12 protein-coding genes are annotated in these 18,568 nt (G+C 71.1%); 7 read left to right on the top strand and 5 right to left on the bottom strand.

All coding sequences use genetic code 11. The features are described from left to right. Positions 1 to 32: 32 nt before the first annotated feature. The 3 genes from ACQEUX_RS05255 to ACQEUX_RS05265 all read right to left on the bottom strand — a co-directional run bounded on the left by ACQEUX_RS05255 (position 33) and on the right by ACQEUX_RS05265 (position 3,749). Entirely contained in the window at positions 33 to 998 is a 966-nt protein-coding gene (locus ACQEUX_RS05255; protein WP_433041961.1) for a helix-turn-helix domain-containing protein, read from the bottom strand. A 105-nt stretch (positions 999 to 1,103) separates the two neighbouring features. Continuing rightward, positions 1,104 to 2,180, bottom strand: coding sequence for a LacI family DNA-binding transcriptional regulator (locus ACQEUX_RS05260; RefSeq protein WP_433041964.1), 1,077 nt, complete (start codon positions 2,178 to 2,180; stop codon positions 1,104 to 1,106). A gap of 12 nt (positions 2,181 to 2,192) precedes the next feature. Beyond that, a complete protein-coding gene (locus ACQEUX_RS05265; protein ID WP_433041967.1) occupies positions 2,193 to 3,749 on the bottom strand; it encodes an FAD-dependent oxidoreductase in 1,557 nt (518 codons plus the stop codon). A 281-nt stretch (positions 3,750 to 4,030) separates the two neighbouring features. Between ACQEUX_RS05265 and ACQEUX_RS05270 the strand changes: the two genes are divergently transcribed. From ACQEUX_RS05270 to ACQEUX_RS05300, 7 genes are all read left to right on the top strand, one after another. Continuing rightward, the gene (locus tag ACQEUX_RS05270) at positions 4,031 to 5,722 is read left to right on the top strand and encodes an FAD-dependent oxidoreductase (protein ID WP_433041970.1); all 1,692 of its coding nucleotides are present in this window, start codon (positions 4,031 to 4,033) and stop codon (positions 5,720 to 5,722) included. 18 nt (positions 5,723 to 5,740) lie between these two features. Beyond that, the gene (locus tag ACQEUX_RS05275; RefSeq protein ID WP_433041973.1) at positions 5,741 to 7,312 is read left to right on the top strand and encodes an FAD-dependent oxidoreductase; all 1,572 of its coding nucleotides are present in this window, start codon (positions 5,741 to 5,743) and stop codon (positions 7,310 to 7,312) included. A 9-nt stretch (positions 7,313 to 7,321) separates the two neighbouring features. Continuing rightward, positions 7,322 to 10,819, top strand: coding sequence for a hypothetical protein (locus ACQEUX_RS05280; RefSeq protein ID WP_433041976.1), 3,498 nt, complete (start codon positions 7,322 to 7,324; stop codon positions 10,817 to 10,819). A gap of 14 nt (positions 10,820 to 10,833) precedes the next feature. Next, the gene (locus ACQEUX_RS05285; RefSeq protein WP_433041979.1) at positions 10,834 to 12,444 is read left to right on the top strand and encodes an extracellular solute-binding protein; all 1,611 of its coding nucleotides are present in this window, start codon (positions 10,834 to 10,836) and stop codon (positions 12,442 to 12,444) included. A gap of 65 nt (positions 12,445 to 12,509) precedes the next feature. Next, positions 12,510 to 13,568 carry an ABC transporter permease gene (locus tag ACQEUX_RS05290; protein WP_433041982.1) on the top strand — a complete coding sequence of 353 codons (1,059 nt, stop codon included), beginning with the start codon at positions 12,510 to 12,512 and terminating at the stop codon, positions 13,566 to 13,568. Continuing rightward, positions 13,562 to 14,509 (top strand): carbohydrate ABC transporter permease, encoded by a 948-nt coding sequence (locus ACQEUX_RS05295; protein ID WP_433041985.1) that lies wholly within the window; start codon positions 13,562 to 13,564, stop codon positions 14,507 to 14,509. The genes ACQEUX_RS05290 and ACQEUX_RS05295 overlap by 7 nt, the downstream gene beginning before the upstream one ends. Positions 14,510 to 14,533: 24 nt before the next feature. After that, positions 14,534 to 16,678, top strand: coding sequence for a hypothetical protein (locus tag ACQEUX_RS05300; RefSeq protein WP_433041988.1), 2,145 nt, complete (start codon positions 14,534 to 14,536; stop codon positions 16,676 to 16,678). A gap of 12 nt (positions 16,679 to 16,690) precedes the next feature. Here ACQEUX_RS05300 and ACQEUX_RS05305 read toward each other — a convergent pair whose 3' ends face one another. Both ACQEUX_RS05305 and ACQEUX_RS05310 read right to left on the bottom strand, forming a co-directional pair. After that, positions 16,691 to 17,317, bottom strand: a complete 627-nt coding sequence (locus tag ACQEUX_RS05305) for a response regulator (protein WP_433041991.1) — start codon at positions 17,315 to 17,317, stop codon at positions 16,691 to 16,693. Then, entirely contained in the window at positions 17,314 to 18,564 is a 1,251-nt protein-coding gene (locus ACQEUX_RS05310; protein WP_433041994.1) for a sensor histidine kinase, read from the bottom strand. Before ACQEUX_RS05310 ends, ACQEUX_RS05305 begins: the two co-directional genes overlap by 4 nt. Positions 18,565 to 18,568: the final 4 nt, after the last annotated feature.

Here is an 18,568-nt window from a genome sequence, read left to right on the forward strand (position 1 = left end):
CCCCGCCGGGTCGGCAGGCCCCCACTCCCGGTTCAGAGCCAGTCGTTGCGGGCGATGAACCAGCCGAGCTGCATCCGGGTGGCGCTGCCGGTCGTGTCCATCAACTGCCGCAACCGCCGCTGCACAGTCCGCAGCGAGATGCCCAGCTGGGAGGCGACCGCCTTGTCCGGCAACCCGGTCATCAGCAGCGACAGGATCTGCCGGTCGACGGGGGTGGGCGTGCTCTGCCGCTCGACGTCGTCGATCACGGCGGTGGCCGGGGCGAGTCGCAGCGGCGTGGCCCGGTCCCACACCTCGCCGAACAGCGCCACGAGCACCTCCACCCAGGTGGTGCCACGGACCACGAGCGCCCAGGGTTCGATGCTCTCGGAGCGGGCGGGGAAGGAGATCAGGGCCACCCGGCGGTCGGCGACGGCCAGCTTACCGGGCACGTTCGCGGCTACCCGTGCCTGTTCCCCGGCGGCGACGAACCGGCCGATGTGGGCCGCCGCACCCGGCCGTTCCAGCCCTCGCCGGTCATACACGACGCGGAAGGCGACGCCCCGGCCGAGCATCTCGACCTCGGTCGGGTTGTCCTGCAGCACGGCCGCGTACGGCGGGCGGTCGAAGCCGAGCACCTCCTCCTGCGCCCCGCGCAGGAACTGGTCGAACGCCTGCATGATCGCGGGCACGCCGACGACCAACTGGACGTCCTGGTCCATCGGGTCCGCCGGGCGTTGCTGCCGCAGCCAGTCCCACAGGCCGACCCGCGCCTCCTGAAGCTCGCGCATCCGCTGGTTGAGCAGCGACTCGATGGCGAGGTCGGGCGGGGCGGCACCGGCGCGGCCGGCGATCAGGCGAACCAGCCCGACCCGGGCGAGGGCGTCGAGCGCGTGCTCAGCCTCGTCCACACTGGTGGCGACCCGCTCGGACAGCTCGCTCGCGCTGCCCGGCCGGCCGCGCACCAGCTCCAGGTAGATCGTCTCCTCAAGCTCGGTCAGACCGAATGCGCCCAGCAACTGTCCACCACACCCGACTAGGGCGGCCCGCCGTGCGCGCGGCTCCGCTCCAGCTGATCTTGAAGCGCTCCCACCGGGACGTCAAGAGGCAGGACGCCGCACCGGTCAGCCGGGGCCAGCTGCGGCCCGGCTTGCCGGGGGTGGCGCGGTGGTCCCGTCGAGGGTGTGCGTACAGGGCAGCAGGATCTGCCGTTCGTGCTCACCGGCGGGGTCGGTCAGCTGGGCGGTCAGCAGTCGGACCGCCCGGCGGCCCATCGCGTTGCGGGGGGTGTGCAGCGACGCCCAGGACCGGCCGCCGACGTCACCGCCGGGATCGTCGACCAGCAGGACGACCGAGAGGTCGTGCGGGACGGTCAGACCCCGCAGCGCGATCATCGCGGCGAGGACCCGCAGCAGGCTGACCGACTCGACCAGCACGGCGGTGGTGCCGGCGGCGAGCGCCTCGTCGAGCCACTGAGCGGTCAACTCCTCCGGCCGGTCGAAGGCGGGAGGGGGAACCGGCAGCCCGAACCGTTCCAGCGCGGCGGCGAAGCCCTCCCAGCGGTCCACCTGCGGTTCGTACCGGACGACCTCGCCCAGGTACCCGAAACGACGATGACCCATGGCGACGAGGTCGTCGACCATTCGGCCGGTCGCGGCGCGGTAGTCGCCACCCACGTAACAGATCTCCGCACCGGGCACCTCGCGGTGACCGATGTAGACGAACGGATGCCCGTCGGTGGCGAGCCGGGCCAGGTCGTCGCGGTGCGCGTGGTGACCGAGGAGCAGGCTGCCGGCGGCCTGGCGCAGCCCGTTCACGCCACCCCGGTAGATCCGGCGTACACCGGCCTCGTCCTGGGCGGCGGTGAACAGCACCAGGTTGCATCCGTCGACCGCCGCCTGCTCCTCAATACCCTGGAGGAACTCGAAGTAGTAGTCGCGGGCGCTGGTCGGGAAGATCGGCTCGAAGGTGTGCACCCCGAGCAGCAGTGGGGTCTGTCTGCTGCCCGGGGCGGGCCGCGGCGGGCCGCTGGGGGTGTAACGCAGGCGGCGGGCCGCGCTGAGCACCCGGCGCTGGGTTTCAGCGGAGATCCTGCCGAGGTCGCCGGCACCGTTGAGCACCATCGAGACCGTGGACTGGGACACCCCGGCCTCGCGGGCGATGTCCGCCTGGCGTGAGCCGCGGCTGCGTTGCTTCGTCACGCGTCATCCTCCTTAGACGGACGGTGGCCAGGTCAGGATCGCACCTGCGCGGAGCAGATCCTTGCGGAGCGACTCGTACTCGACCTCCTGCACCCCGACCTTGTCCGCCGTCGCCTGGGCGGCGGCCGCGCCGACCGCCTCGCCCACCATCATCAGGACCGGTTCCATGCGGACCGAGGCGAACGCGACGTGCGAGGCCGAGATGGCCGAGGCGACCAGGAGGTTCGCGCACTCCGCCGCGCGGGGGACCACCGACCGGTACGGGATGCCCAACGGCACGGTGAGCGGATGCTGCACGTTTCCCTCGTTGCGGACGACCCCGTCGAGCAGCACCCGCTTGGTGTTGTGCGAGTCCATCACGTACGACGCCAGGGCGATCGGGTCGTCCGCCCTCGCCCGCCCGCTGCCGTCGTGCTGGGTGATGACGTAGTCGGAGACCATCCGGCGGGCCTCGCGGATGTAGAGCTGGTGCGGCCAGTGCGCGGTGTCGGTGAACTCGGCCGGGGCGAGACCGTACTCGCGGGTGGCGTCCCGCACGGCGGCCGGCAGCCGGGGATCGTTGGCCAGGAAGTGCAGCAGCCCGGCCTGGTAGCGCACGTGGTCCTGGAAGATCTCCTCACGGCGCGCGTGGTCCGCCTCCGGCCACTCGTAGTTGGCACCGATGTGGTCCGAGGAGAAGGCGCCGTGGTTGTTCATGTCGAACACGTCGCCGCGCACCCGGGTGGTACGCCCGTACAGCTCGAAGACGCCGGCCTCGATGTAGCGGCGCAGCAGCTCGTAGCGGCTGGGGTCGTAGCCGTCGGGGCGGGGGAACGGTATCCGGCGGGGCGACGTCGTCACGTGCAGCCGGAAGTTGTACGCCTGCACCCGCCGGTCACCGTCACCGACGGCGCCGTACGGGTCCGGTGCGATGCCGGGTAGCAGGCCACTGTCCGGTTGACCGGGAACGACGTACGGGTCGACGGGCCGCTCGAACTGATGGTTCACGCTGTGCTGCACTCCCGCCAACGGCTCGCCGTAGTGGCTGGCGGCCTCACGCCCGACGGTGTAGCTGACACCCGCCGCGGCCATCAGGTCACCCTCGTAGGACGCGTCGACGTAGACGGCCGCCCGGTAGCGGTTTCCGTCGTCGGTGCCCAGCTCGACGATCCGGCCGGATTCGCACCGTACGGAAGTCAGCCGCTGTCGCCGGTGTACGCGGACCCCGGCGGCGGCCAGCCAGCTGTCGAAGATCTCCTCGGCCACCCGTGCCTCGACGTCCCAGTGTAGGGCCGGCGCGTGGTAGACGGCGGCGACCCGGTCGTAGAAGCGTCGGGCCAGGCCGCCCACGGTCGCCGCCCGGCCCACGTCGGTGGTGCCGAGCCCGGACGCGCTCATACCACCGATGTGGTCGCCGTGGGCGAGCAGCACCACGGTCACTCCGGCGCGGGCGGCCCGCACCGCTGCTGTCACACCGCCGGAGGTCGCGCCGTAGACGACGACGTCGGCCTCCCGGACCTGCGGTGTGGCCTCCGCGGGCGGGGTGGGCAGGCAGTGGTGCAGGCCGGGGAGCGCGGGTGTTGAGGTCATGACTTCTGGTTCTAGCATCGGCGCCTGCCGCTGTACAGGTGCTGATAATTGCTAATTCAATCCACTCTGGACATGGCGCTAAAGATTGCCGTAAAAGACGTCTTGACATCACTCTGACGAACGGATGTAACGTAGCCGCAATCCAGAAACAAGCAACATCCGCAAATACATTAGCAATCCATGGAGTGATGGGTGGCGATGAACGTGCAGAGGATTTCGCCCTGCTGGGCCGACGGCCGGACGGGCCGCCCGGCGGTCGGAGTCGAGCGGGGGGCGCGACGATGACCGGGGGAGCGGAGCGGGCGACCGACCTGCTGGTGGTCGGCGGTGGACTCGGCGGTGTCGCCGCCGCGCTGACCGCCGCACGGCTCGGCCGGCAGGTCATCCTCACCGAGGAGACGAACTGGCTGGGCGGGCAGCTCACCGCCCAGGCCGTGCCCTCCGACGAACACCCCTGGATCGAGACCGGGCACATCTCGCCCGGCTACCGCGAGCTTCGCGGCCGAATCCGCGACTACTACCGGCGCAACTACCCACTGCGGGACACCGCGGCCGCCGACCTCACCCTCAACCCCGGGCTGGGCAACGTGAGCAGGCTCTGCCACGAACCCCGCGTCGGCGTCGCGGTCATCGACGAGATGCTGATGCGCTACGTCTCCGCCGGCCGGATCACGGTGCTGTACCACCACGTCCCGGTGGCGGCGGCCACCGACGGCGACCGGATCACCGCGGTGACCCTGGAGAACCGGCGCACCGGGGGCCGGCTCACCGTCACGGCCGCGCTGGTCGCCGACGCCACGGAACTGGGTGACCTGCTGGAACTGGCCGGCGTCGAACACGTCGTCGGTGCCGAGTCCCAGGACGAGACCGGCGAGCGGTACGCCGCCCCGGTCGCCGACCCGACCGACCAGCAGGCCGTCACCTGGTGCTTCCCGCTGGAGTACCGGCCCGGTGAGGAACACGTGGTGGATCGGCCCGCGTCGTACGACCACTGGAAGAACCACGTGGACCCGTTCTGGCCCGGCCCCCAACTCTCCTGGGAAAAGATCGACATCCACACGATGGCGGGCAAGGTGAACCGCATCTTCGAGGGCGACATGGATGCGGTGCGGCTGCCCGACCTCTGGCACTTCCGGCGCATCCGCGCCCGCACCCAGTTCCAACCCGACCTGGTGGACACCGACATCACCCTGGTCAACTGGCCCAACATCGACTACTGGGAGGCCCCACTCGTCGGCCCCGGCATCGACGAGACGGCGCGGCAACGCGCGTTGCGGCGCTGCCGGGAGCTCTCACTGTCGTACCTGCACTGGATGCAGACCGAGGCCCCGCGCCCCGACGGCGGCCACGGCTACCCCGGCCTGCGGCTGCGCCCCGACCTGACCGACACCGACGACGGCCTCGCCAAGAGCGTCTACGTCCGCGAGTCACGGCGCATCCGGGCCCGGTTCACCGTGCTGGAGCACCACGTGGCGGTCACCGACCGCCCGGAGGGCGCCGGGTCGCAGGTGTTCACCGACGCGGTCGGCGTCGGGCACTACAACATCGACCTGCACCCGAGCACCGCCGGGATCAACTACGTCAACCTCGAGTGCTACCCGTTCCAGATCCCGCTCGGCGCGCTGATCCCGATCCGCGTACGCAATCTGCTGCCGGCCAACAAGAACATCGGCACCACCCACATCACCAACGGCTGCTACCGGCTGCACCCGGTCGAGTGGAGCATCGGTGAGGCGGTCGGCGCGCTGGCCGCGTACTGCCTCAGTGGTGGGCACGAACCCGCGGCCGTGGCCGACTCCGCCGCCCTGACCACCGACTTCCAGGGGTTGCTCGGCGGGACGCTCGGCATCCCCCTGGCCTGGCCCGACGAGATCCGGCGCACCCGACCGTCCCAGGCCGCCAAGGGTGCCACGCCGCTGCTCGCGCCGCCGCTGCCGCGCACCCCCCGCCCGCAGATCGCCCGCCCGGCCTGACCGCAGGAGGAACGACCGATGGACGCACAGCACGCCGGTGCGGAGACGACTCCGGCCGACCTCGACGACCGGTACGACGTGGTCATCTACGGCGCCACCCTCGCCGGCATCATGGCCGCGGTGCGCCTGCGGCTGAGGGGACTGCGCAGCCTCATCCTGGAGCCGACCGGTCACGTCGGTGGCATCGTGGCCGGCGGCCTGGTCAAGTCCGACGGCCCCAACGTCGACGAGGCCCACGCCGGGCTGACCCGAAGCCGGTTCTTCGGCGGCATCGCCGCGGAGTACGGCCCCGACAGCGCCCCGTTCCAGCTCGACGGCGCGCAGTACCTGTTCGAGCCCAGGGTCGCCGAGCGGGTCGCCAGCCGGCTGCTCGCCGAGGCGCAGGCCACCGTCCTGCTGCGGCACCGCATCCACGGGCCCGCCGACGTCGAGGTCACCGGCCGGCGGATCACCGCGATCCGCACCGCCGACGGCTGGCACCGCGCCCGGTTCTTCATCGACGCCTCCTACGAGGGCGACCTGATGGCCGCCGCCGGCGTGCCCTACACGGTGGGCCGGGAACCGGCGAGCCAGTACGACGAGCCGTACGCCGGCTTTCAGCCGGTGCAGGCGTACCGGCGGGGGCCGTTTCGGCCCAACACCCTCTACCCGGTCGGCTCGGCACCCCGCATGGTGGCCGGTGAGGGCGACGACAAGGTCCAGGCGTACAACTTCCGTGGCGTGCTCACCCGCGAGGCCGAGCGGCTGCCCTTCCCCAGGCCGGATGACTACGACCCGAAGCGTTACCTCTACCTGCGCCAACTCATCGAGCAGCGGGGGGTCGCGGGGCTCTCGTCGATCGTCACGCACACCGCACTGCTGCCCAACGGCAAATACCAGACCAACCAGGCCCTCTTCATCGGCTTCGACCTGCCCGGTGCCTCCTGGGCCTACCCGGACGGAAGCTGGAGCCGCCGCGAGGAGGTCATCGCCGAGCAGGTCCGCTGGCACCAGGGCATGCTCTACTGGCTCGCCAACGACCCCTCGCTGCCGCCGAGTTTCCGCGCCGACGCCCAGACCTTCGGCCTGCCCACCGACGAGTTCGTGGACAGCCCGTACGGGCCCGGGTTCCCGCACGCCCTCTACATCCGGGAGGGCCGCCGCATGGTCGGCGCGAAGGTGCTCACCCAACACGACCTGCTCAAGCCCAACAACACCACCGCCACACCGGTCTGCTGTTGGAAATACGGCATGGACTGCCACATCGTGCAGTACTACGCCGAGGGCGACGACACGATCGTCGGCGAGGGCACGCTCAGCGGCACCGAGAGCAACCCGCCCGTCGACCTCTACCAGATCCCCGCCGAGTGTCTCTTCCCCGCCGCGGGCGGGATCGAGAACATCGCGGTACCGCTGTGCTTCTCGGCCAGTCACATCGGCTACTCCTCGCCCCGGATGGAGCCGAACTACGGGATGCTCGGCGAGGCGTGCGGCGAACTCGCCGCCCAGTCCGTCCGGACCGGCCAGCCCGTGCAGGACTACCGTTACCCGGACCTGGCCGCGGCGCTGACCGAGCACGGCAGCGTGCTCGACCTGCCCGGGCTGCGGTAGGTGAGCGCTGTGGCCGCGCCCACCACGGAACTGACCGCGACGCTCGCCGTCCCCGGCGTGGACCTGCCGGCGTTCCAGCCCGGGCCGCTCAACGCGGGCACCGGCTGGCAACCCCACCGCGTCGAGGTGCCGCTGCACGTCCCGCCGGGTGCCGTGCCGGCTGCCGGTTGGGTGCTCAGGCTGGAATTCGCCGCCGGTCACGGCCCCTGCCCCGACCTCGAGATCGAGGTCGACGGGGCACACCGAGGGCTGTTCCACCCCCGGGTCCGGCGCGCCGACCGCTCCGAGACCTACCGGCACGGGCCGATCGCCGGCGACGTGACCCTCGACGTACGCCTGCCGGCGGCCTGGCTCGGGCCGGGCGAGCACACCATCGCCATCACCACCACGATGGACGTCGCCGCGGCGACCGGGCCGGTGGAGCCGGCCGACGAGCCCCGCCGCCACCGCGAGCAGTTCGGCAACCACTTCGGTAGCGGAATCACCTGGCACCGCCTCACCCTGCGCCCGGCGAGCGGGCCCGAACCGGCCGATCCCACGGTGGAACTCGTCGCCACCCCGCTCTTCCTGCGCGCCGAACAGGGGCTGCGGGAACTGTTGGAGCTGACCGTCTCGGTGCCGGCGCAGGCGGGTTGGCCCCGGCAGGCCGAGGTGCGCGTCGGGGCCGAGCGTCACCTCCTGGACCTGCACCGCCCCGGCCGGCACTTCGGCGACGTCCGGGTGCGGTTCCCGGTCCCGGAGCCGGCCGCCGGCACCATCGCCGAGGTCAGCCTCGACGGTGGTACGCCCAGCAGGGTCGACCTGCGCCCGCCGCGCAAGTGGACGCTGCACCTGATCCCGCACGTGCACCTCGACGTCGGCTACACCGACGTGCAGGGCAAAGTGCTGGAGCTGCACAGCCGCAACCTGGACCGGGCGCTGGACCAGCTCGACCGCGATCCCGGCTTCGCCTTCTCGGTCGACGGCTCGTTGGTGGTCGCCGAATACCTGGCCACCCGCTCCGCGCAGCGGGCCGAGCGGTTGCTCGCGGCGCTGCGCTCCGGACGGTTGGCGGTGAACGCCTTCCACAGCCTCTTCCTCTCCGGCGTGGCCAGCCTGGAGGAGACGTACCGCGCCGCCTACCTGGCCGCACGGCTCCGCGAGGAGCACGGTGTACCGGTCAGCTACGCGAATCTCACCGACGTCCCGTCGTACAGCTCCGCCCTGCCGTCGATGCTGAGCGCACTCGGCGTGAACGCGTTCGTCGGCATCGAGAACCACCACCGTGGCGGCAACGCCGACAGCGACGAGCAGCACTTGGCCAGCCCGGTGATGTGGGAAGGTGTCGGCGGCGAGCGAATCCTCACCCACTTCTCCGACACCTACTCACAGTTGCGGTTCATGGCCGGTGACCCGCAGACCCTCGCCGGCGGAGCGCACGCCTTCCCCCGGCTGCTCGCCCGCTACGAGCGGGCCGACTACCTGCCCAGCGATCTCGCGGTGATCGGCACACACGCCGACAACGAGGATCTGGCCGACGGCGACGCCGGCTTCGCCGACCGGTGGAACGCCGTCTACGCGTACCCCCGGATCCGGGTCTCCACGATGGCCGACTACCTGGACGCGGTCCGTCCGTTGGCCGACCGGCTGCCGGTCTGGCGCGGCGACGGCGGCAGCTACTGGGAGGACGGGGTAGGCACCGGCGCCACGGTCACCGCGGAGCACCGGCGGGTGCAGAGCGCCCTGCCCGCCGCCGAGGGGATCGCCGCGATGGTCACTCTCGCCGACCCCCGTTACCGCGTACGCCGCGACGCCCTCGACGCCGCCTGGGACGGCGCGCTGTTCGGCTGCGAGCACACCTGGACGTGGGCACACGGCACCGCCCACCCGCACGGCGGGCAGGTCCACGACCAGCTTGACTGGAAGCGGCACCAGGTGCACACCGCGCTGCGGACCGCGCTGGACGAGACCCGTCGGGCGCTCAGCCAGCTCGGCGAGCTGGTGCACACCCAGGGGCCCACCCTGCTCGTGCACAACCCGCTCGCCTGGCAGCGCGACGTCGAGGTCGAGGTGGAGGCGCTGCCCGGCGCCCCGTTCCTGCTCGACGGCGAGCCGTTGCCCGCCGAGGTGCTCGCCGACTGCAACGGGCTACGGACGCTGCGCCTCACCGTGCCCGACGTTCCCGCGTTCGGCTACCGGGCGCTGCCCATCGGCGCCGCCCGTACCCTCGCCCCCGGCGCGGAGGACGGCACCACCGCCATCGGTGCCGACGCCGCTGACGGTGCGTGGGGCCCGGTGCCCGCAAACCTGGAAACCGCGCGCTGGCTGGTCACCCTCGACCCGGCCACCGGGGCGGTGACCGGTCTGCGGCACCGGCCCACCGATCGGGAGTTGCTCGACCCGTCCGCGCCCTGGCGGCTCGGCGAGGTCCTCTACGTCCGCAACGGCCCCGATTCGCTGACCCGGGGAAATCACCTCGAACACACCTCCGTACCGCACGTGCACCCGCCCGCCCCGCGCAGCACCCTGTTGGGGCGGCGGCTCGGCCCGGGGGCCGGCGGGCAGGTCGAGGTGGACCCGCCCGAGTTGACCGTCACCCGGGCCCGGCTGCGCCCTGTCGGCGTACGCCGCACGTACGACGGGTGGCGGTTGCGCACGGTTGGTGCCGGTCCCAGCCTGCCGCAGGTCGAGGTCGACATCCTGCTGCGCGACGGCACCGACCGGGTGGACGTGCTCGTACGCCTGGAGAAGCAGCGGGTGCTGGCCAAGGAGTCGGTCTACGTGGCGTTCCCGTTCGACGGCGAGCAGCCGTCGGTGCGCTACGACCGGCAACAGGGCTGGATCGACCCGGCCACCGACCACGCACCCGGCGCCTGCCACGACTGGTTCACCACCCAGTACGGCGTGGTGGTGGAGAGCACCCCGGGCGGCCCGGCGGTGGCCTGGACGTCCGTCGACGCTCCGCTGTTCACGGTGGGCGATGTCGTGCGAGGGGCCTGGGCGCAGCACTTCGAGCCGGGAAGCGCCCTCTTCTCCTGGGTGCTCAACAACTACTGGCCCACCAACACCCCACCGGAGCAGGACGGGACGCTGACCCTCCGGTACGCCTTCACCCCGCTTCCCGGCATCGACCCGGTCGCTGCCGGTCGCTTCGGACGGGAGGTCCGCGCCGCGGCAGCCGTGTCCGAGGTGACCCGGCTGGACAAGTTCGACACCGACGTCCGTCCGTTGAGCGCGACGGCGGGTTCCCTGCTCGACCTCGACCTGCCGGACTGGGTGAACGCCACCGTCGGCACCGCCCGCGGCGGCGGGCTGCTGCTGCGGTTGCAGGACCTGGCCGGCCGGCCCGGCCGACTGCGGCTGCGTCACCCGGCGGGCACCACCGGCCGTGCTGTGCTCTGCCACGCCGACGAGCGGGAGATCAGTCGACTGGCGCCCGACCAGGACGGTCGGCTGACCGTGGAGCTGACCCCGTGGCAGGTCGTCTCGCTCGTCCTGCACGTCCCCCACCCCACCGCGACACCCTGATTGGAGAGTCGGCCATGCGTGATCCGAATCTGAGCAGACGCCGTTTCCTGACGCTGACCGGAGGCGCCGCCCTCGTCGCCGGCTCCGGCGGCCTGTTGGCGGGATGCGGCTCCGGCGAGTCGGCCGCCCCGAAGGGCCCGGCCACCGCCAAGCTGCCCGACTACCTGCCGTCCCAACTGGTCAAGCCCGATCTGGCGGCCTCGGCCGACGGGTTGATGGCCGGCTACTACAACTATCCGCGCACCCTGGTCGACGCGTACCGGGACAAGCCCGGTGCGGGCGCCGGGGACGTGTCGGTGCTGACCAACATGTTCAACCCGGCGCCGCCGGCGCTGGGCAGCAACCAGTTCTGGCAGCAGCTCAACAACCGGCTCGGCGCGAACCTGAACGTCACCATGACGCCGTCGGCCGACTACCTGAACAAGCTCTCCACCGTGATCGCCGGCGGTGACCTGCCGGACATGGTGACGATCTCGGCCCGGTTGACCCGCCGGGCCGACGTGCTGACCCGGCTCTGCGCGGACCTCAGCGACCTGGTGTCGGGCAGCGCGATCAAGGACTTCCCGTTCCTGGCGAACATCCCGACCGACTCGTGGCTGCCCACCGCGTTCGGCTCCGGCATCTACGCCATCCCGGTGCCCCGGGCGGTCGTCGGGACCATCACGTTCTCGCGCGTGGACCTGATCCGGCAGCGTGGCCTGAACCCCGATCCGGCCAACTACCAGGAGTTCCTCCAGCTAGCCCGTGGGCTGACCGACGCTCGGGGCAACCGGTGGGCGTTCGGTAACCCCAAGCGGGTCATCGAGTTCGTCGGCAACATGCTCGGCGTGCCGAACCTCTGGAAGGAGGAGGGCGGCAGGTTCGTCTCCGAGTACGAGACCGAGCAGCGCAAGCAGGCGCTCGCCCGGGCCACCGAGATGTACAAGGAGGGCCTGTTCCACCCGGACTCGGTCGGCGGCAAGCTGAACCTGCGGGACCTGTTCGGCAACGGCACCATCGCGGTGATCTCCGAGGGTTACGCGGCCTGGGACACCCTCGCGACGACGTACTCGGTCGAGGTGGGCGGCATGGCCGCACCCGGCTACGACGGCGGCGCGGGCACCAACCGCGCCGGTACGGCCATCTTCGCGTTGACCGCCTTCAAGAAGGCCGACCCGGACCGGCTACGGCAGCTCCTGCGCATCTGCGACTGGCTCGCCACACCCGTCGGGACCAGCGAGTACATGTTCCGCCGCTTCGGCGTCGAGGGTCAGCACTACACCTGGAAGGACGACGTGCCGGTCCGCACCGGGCTCGGCACCACCGAGGTGAAGCTTCCGTTGGAGTACATCGCCGACGCGCCGCACGTGCTCGGGCCGGGCGACCGGCGCCGGGTGGACGCCCAGCGGGCGTACCAGGAGAAAGTCATTCCGCGAATCGTCCGCAACCCGGCCGAGGGGCTCTACTCGGACGTCGCGATCGACAAGGCCGGCGAGCTCAGCAAGATCATCGACAATGCCGAGCTCGACATCGTCTCCGGTCGCAAGCCGGTCAGCCACTGGGACGAGGCCGTGACGGCGTGGCGTCGGGCCGGTGGGGACCAGATGCGCGCCGACTATGAGTCGGCCCGGGCCAAGCAGGGCTGATCCGTCGTACGCCGAGGTCGGCACTGAGGTCGTCACCGAGAAGAGCGAGAAGAGGAGGAACGAGGATGGCTTCCAGCGTGGTGCCCAGGGGACCGGGGACGGACCCGCACGCCCCGGCGGGCGTGACCGCGGCCGGCCCGGCGAAGGCCCCCGGCACCACCGGAGCGCCTCCACCGTCGACGGGTCGCCCGCCGGCCCGGGCCGGCCGCGGACTGTCGGGTTGGCAGCGGTTCAAACGGGACCGCTTCCTGCTCCTGCTCGGGCTGCCCGGGGTGTTCGTGGTCCTGCTCTTCCAGTACGTTCCGCTGCTCGGCAACGTGATCGCGTTCAAGGACTACCAGCCGTACCTGACCATTGCGGAATCGCCCTGGGTCGGCTTCGACAACTTCAGGATCATCTTCAACGGCGACCCGGCGTTCCTCAACGCCCTCACCAACACGCTGATCATCTCGTTCCTGCAGATCGCCCTGGTCTTCCCGGTGCCGATCGGCCTCGCCCTGCTGCTGAACAGCCTGCTCAGTGAACGGATCAAACGGGTCGCGCAGTCGATCCTCTACCTGCCGCACTTCATGTCCTGGGTGATCGTGGTGGCGTTGTTCCAGCACATGCTCGGCAACGCCGGCCTCTACAACACCTGGGCGCGCATGCACGAGCTGCCGCTCATCGAGGTCATCGGCAACCCCGACCTGTTCCTCGCGCTGATCACCTCGCAGGTGATCTGGAAGGACGCCGGCTGGGGCACCATCATCTTCCTCGCCGCGATCTCCCGGGTCGATCTGGAGCTGTTCGAGGCGGTCGCCGTCGACGGCGGCGGCCGGCTGCGCCAGCTCTGGCACGTCACCCTGCCCGCCATCCGACCGGTCATCATCCTGCTGTTCATCCTGAAGCTCGGCGACGTGCTCTCGGTCGGCTTCGAGCAGATCTTCCTCCAGCAGGGACCGGTCGGGTTGGAGGCGTCCGAGGTGCTCGACACCTACGTCTACAACTACGGGATCGTCGGCGGTAACTGGGGCACCTCGGCGGCGGTCGGCCTGGTCAAGGGCCTGGTCGGGGCGATCCTGGTGCTCGGTGCGAACAAGGTGGCACACCTGTTCGGGGAGAGGGGCCTGTACGCGAAATGGTGACGTCAACGAAGCGCCGGCCCGGACCGGCGAAGCTGCTACCCGGCTCCTCCCGAGCACACCAGCTCCGGACGATCAACGGTGCCGCCGCACCGAACCTGGCGGTACGCGGTCTCAAGGGCGTCGTCCTGCTGATCAGCTGCGCGCTGGTGATCGCACCGTTCCTGGCGGTCATCTCGACGTCCCTGGCCGACCAGGCACAGATCGCCGAAGCGGGCGGCTACGTCCTGTGGCCGCAGAACCCGTCCCTCGACGCCTACCGGGCGATCTTCAGCGGCGGAGTGGTCACCCGGGCCACCCTGGTCTCGATCGGGGTCACGCTGGTCGGCTCGGGCCTGTCGGTCGTGGTCGTCGCGTTCCTGGCGTACTCGCTGTCGCGTCCAGGCAGTTGGGGGCACCGACCGATCCTGCTGCTGGTCCTCTTCACCATGCTCTTCAACGCGGGCATGATCCCCAACTACCTGCTCATCAAGCAGTTGGGCCTGATCGACTCCTACTGGTCGTTGATCCTGCCGACCCTGGTGTCGGCGTTCCAGGTCGTCATCGTGCGCGCCTTCTTCCTGGAGGTGCCGCAGGAGATCATCGACGCCGCCCGGATCGACGGTGCCAGCGAGTTGCAGATCCTCGTCCGCATCATGATGCCGCTGTCCCGTGCGGTGCTCGCGGTCGTGGCGCTCTTCAACGCGGTCAGCTACTGGAGTGCGTTCTTCAACGCCGTGCTCTACATCAACTCCACCGAGAAGTGGCCGCTGCAGCTCGTGCTGCGCACGTACGTCATCGACAACACCGCCGTCGGGGCCGACCTGCCAGGCGAGGTCGTGCCACCCCAGCAGTCGCTGCAGATGGCGATCCTCGTCGTCTCGCTCGTCCCGATCTGCCTGGTCTACCCGTTCCTACAGAAGCACTTCGCCAAGGGCGTCGTCGTCGGAGCGGTCAAGGGCTGACATCCCACCACCCAGGAGGAAGCCGTGCAGAAAGACAACAGGCCCCACCAGCACCCCCACCACGACGAGCCCGATCGTCCGGGCACCCGGATCAGTCGGCGTGCACTGTCCACGCTGGGTGTGGCCGGCGCGGTCCTGGCCGGCGGGCAACTGCTCACCCCGACGGCCGCCCGTGCCGAGCCGGCGGACACCGACCGGGGCCAACCGAAGGCGGCCGACGCCACCATCACCAGCGTCGAGCAGTTGCGGACGACGCCCGGCACGGCAAACGGCCAGCAGGTCGCCCTGATCGGCTACCACGCGGGCAGGCCCGGCCTCGGCGGTGGTGAGTTCTACTGGGACGCGAGCAGCACCGAGGCCGACAACGGCGGCACGGTCTTCGCGGTCTCCGGTGTGGCGACCGGGCGGTGGAAGCGTCCGGCGAGCAACCGGCTGAGCCTGGCCTGGTTCGGTTGCACGGGCGAGGGCGTGGCGGACGACTCGGCCCGCGTCCAGGCGGCCGTCGACGCCCTTCCCATCGGCGGGGTGATCGAGGCGGGGCCCGGGAAGGTCCGCCTCGAACGGACGGTGCGGGTGCAGAACGTGCCGATCGTCTTCCAGGGCGCCGGGGTCACCGACAACGTCGACTACTCCACCCAGTACGTGATCGCGACGGGCGCCGCCGACGGGTTCCAGTTCGTGGCTGTCCGCGGTGGTGGCCTGCGTGACCTGCAGGTACGGGGGGAGGGACTGACCGGCGGATACCTGGTCGCCACGGAACGCACCGAACTTCAGAACAACTACATGATGACCTTCACCAACGTCCGCTTCCGCGACGGCTTCAACGGCATGGCTCTGCGCGGCTGCAACTCGATCCGGTTCCTCAACTGCGTGTGGAACGGGTTCCGCGGCGAGCAGGTGATCCTGCTCAACGGCGTCGGTGACTTCTCGCGGGCGGATCCGGTCGAGTTCGTGCAGTGCGGCATCGCCGCCGGCACCGGCAACGACAACACCGACAACCTCGTCATCGACGGTCTCGGCGGGTCCATCAAGTTCTTCGCGACCGCGGTTCTCTTCGGTCGGCACGGCATCTGGCTGCGTAACCGCACCGGACAGGCCGGTCCGAAGTTCCTCTACTTCGAGGGCGGCGGCTTCGAGAACGGCCACGGCGTCCCGGTGCTGCTGGAGGCCGGGGCGCAGGCGCAGTTCACCAACACCTACATCTCCGCGGACAACGAGCACGACGCGGTCCGTGTCGGTGCCGGCTTCACCGGCAGCGCCACCATCACCAACAGCGTCATCCGTGGCTGCGGTCGCAACGGCATCGACATCGGCTCGACCCGGGTCACCGTCACCGGCTGCCTGATCGGCAACAACGGGCGCACCGCCCACCCGTCGTTCTCCCGACCCGTCGCCACCGTCGCCGCGAACGGCTCGGGCGGGGTCCGGGTCACCACGAGCGCACCGCACGGGTGGGAGACCGGTGACCGGATCACTGTCACCGACGTCACCGGAAGCACCGAGGCGAACGGCAAGTGGCGGATCAGCGTCGTCAGCGAGACCGCGTTCGACCTGGTCGGCGTCACGTTCAGCAGGGCGTACGCGGGCGGCGGCACGGCCTACCGGCACGGCACCGGCATCAACATCCGGTCCACCGCGTCCCGGGTGGTGGTCACCGGCAACGCGATCGGTTCGCTGGCCGACGGCATCTCCCGTCAGGACTACGGGGTCGTCTGCGACGCCGCCGACGTGCTGGTCACCGGCAACGACCTGGCCGGCAACACCGTCGGGGCGTACCAGATCACCGGCAACGAGACGGCGCAGACCCGGTTCTTCGGCAACAAGGGCGTCGCGCAGTACGACGGTTGGCTCAACGCCCGCGTGGACGGGCCGGTCACCGACGGCCTGGTCGACTTCGGCAATTTCCTCTACCTGGACGGCCAGCGGATCCGGATCGTCAAGGTCACCCGCAGGCTCACCGCCGGCACCTGCAGCGTGCGGCTCGACGCCGACGGGACCGCCGCCGGTGGCGGCGCGCTCGGCACCGACACCACCCTGCAGGCCACCACGCTCGCCTCCCCGTTCGCCCTGGACGGGATCAGCGGGCCGAAGCGGTTGCGGCTGCGGGTGTCGAACGCCGCCGGTGCGACGGGCCTGGAGGTGCAGTTCGCGTACCAGTTGGTGAGCTGACCGGCCCCGCGCTCAGGCACCACGCGCGAACAGGGCGAGGCGGACCCGGTTGGGGCTGTCGGTCTTCGTCATCAGGCTGGTGATGTGGGTCTTGACCGTGGTGACACCGATGTGGAGCCGGTCGGCGATCTCGCTGTTGGACAGCCCCTCGGCGACCAGGTTCAGCACGTCCCGTTCGCGGGCGGTCAGGCCCTGCACCGCCCGTGGCGTCTCGGGCCGGGCGTGCACCGCGCGCTGCACGAGGCGTCGCAACACGTCCGGGCTGAACGGGCTGTCACCGACGGCGGCCCGACGAATGCCGTCCAGCAGCTCGGTCGGGGGCGCGTCCTTGAGCAGGAACCCGCAGGCTCCGGCGGTCAGGGCGGGGTAGAGGTGGTCGTCGTCGCCGAACGTGGTCAGCACCAGGACGCGGGTGGCGGGGCGTTCGGCGAGGACTCGGCTGGTCGCGGTGATCCCGTCGACACCGGGCATGCGCAGGTCCATGACGACGACGTCGGGGAGGAGCCGCGCGGCGAGGGTGATCGCCTCACGGCCGTTGTCGGCCTCCCCGACGACCTCGATGTCGGGCTGCGCCTCGCAGAGCATGCGCAACCCGGCCCGGATGAGGTGCTGGTCGTCGACCAGCAGCACCCGGATCACGCCGGATCCGGCGCGGGTGACCCGGCCGGGGCCTGGCGTTCACGGGGTACCGACCTGACCGGCGGCCCGGCGGACGCGGCGACCACGGCCGGGAGAGCGGTGCGCACCCGCCACCCGGTGCCGGTCGGACCCGCCTCCAGCCGGCCGCCGAGGACCTCGACGCGTTCGCGCATCCCGGTGATGCCGTGACCGCCACCGGCCGGCACTCCCGCCGGCACGCCGCCGCGCCCCTCGTCGACGACCTCCCAGTGCACGACACCGTCGCGGACGGCGACCACGAGGTGCGCCAGCGCGGACGTTCCCGCGTGTTTGGCCACGTTGGTCAGCGCCTCCTGGGTCAGGCGCAGCACCGCCATGCCGCGCACCGCGTCGAGTGAACCGATCGCCGGGTCGAGGTCCGCCTCGACGGTGACGCCGGCCTGACGGGCGCGGTCGATCGCCGCACCGATCGCCGCCGGCAGCGCCGAGGGCTCGATCGCGGTCAGCGCCGCGTCACCGCGTACCCCGTCGGGGTCGCGCAGCACCGCGACCAGCCGGCGCAGCTCCGCCAGGGCCGCGGTGCCCGTGCCGTGCACGTCGTCGAACACCTCGCCGACCCGGGGGTCCAGGTCGGTGAGCACGTGCCGGGCCACGCCGACCCGCAGCACCATCGACGCGACGTGGTGCGCGACGACGTCGTGCAGCTCACGGGCGATCGCGCTGCGCTCGTCGGCGCGTGCCGCGCGACTGTCCGACTCGTGCTGCCGTTGCTCGGCCGCAGCCTGCTCCTGGGCCTGCCGGGCGAGTTTCCAGTTGGCCCGGACGACCAGGCCGAGCAGCAGCGGGACGCCGACCTCCAGGGCCAGACCGACGACGCCGGCAGCGACCTGGTCGGCCGGATCACCGATCGAGTTGGTCAGATCGACCACGGTCAGCAGACCGGCGGCAAGCCCGATGGTGCGGGCGCGGTACCCCCGCATGGTGACCTCGATCAACGCCCAGCTGGCGCCCACCTGATTGATCATGATGTCGTCGACATGGGCGATCGCCGCCCCCAGCAACGCGGCCTGTACCACCAGGTTGACCACCGGCCGACGGTGCAACACCAGTGCCACGGCGAACGCGGTCACCGCGAGGATCGACTGTGCCGCCGTCGGCGTGCGCCCAACCTGGGTGCAGAAGACCAGATAGCCCACCCCGCTGAGGACGAGCAGTACCATCCGCACGCGCGTGTCGCGCGCGTTGAACAGCCGTCCCAGCCACCCCACGTTG

Source organism: Micromonospora sp. CA-259024, assembly GCF_050936255.1.
Classification (GTDB): Bacteria; Actinomycetota; Actinomycetes; order Mycobacteriales; family Micromonosporaceae; genus Micromonospora.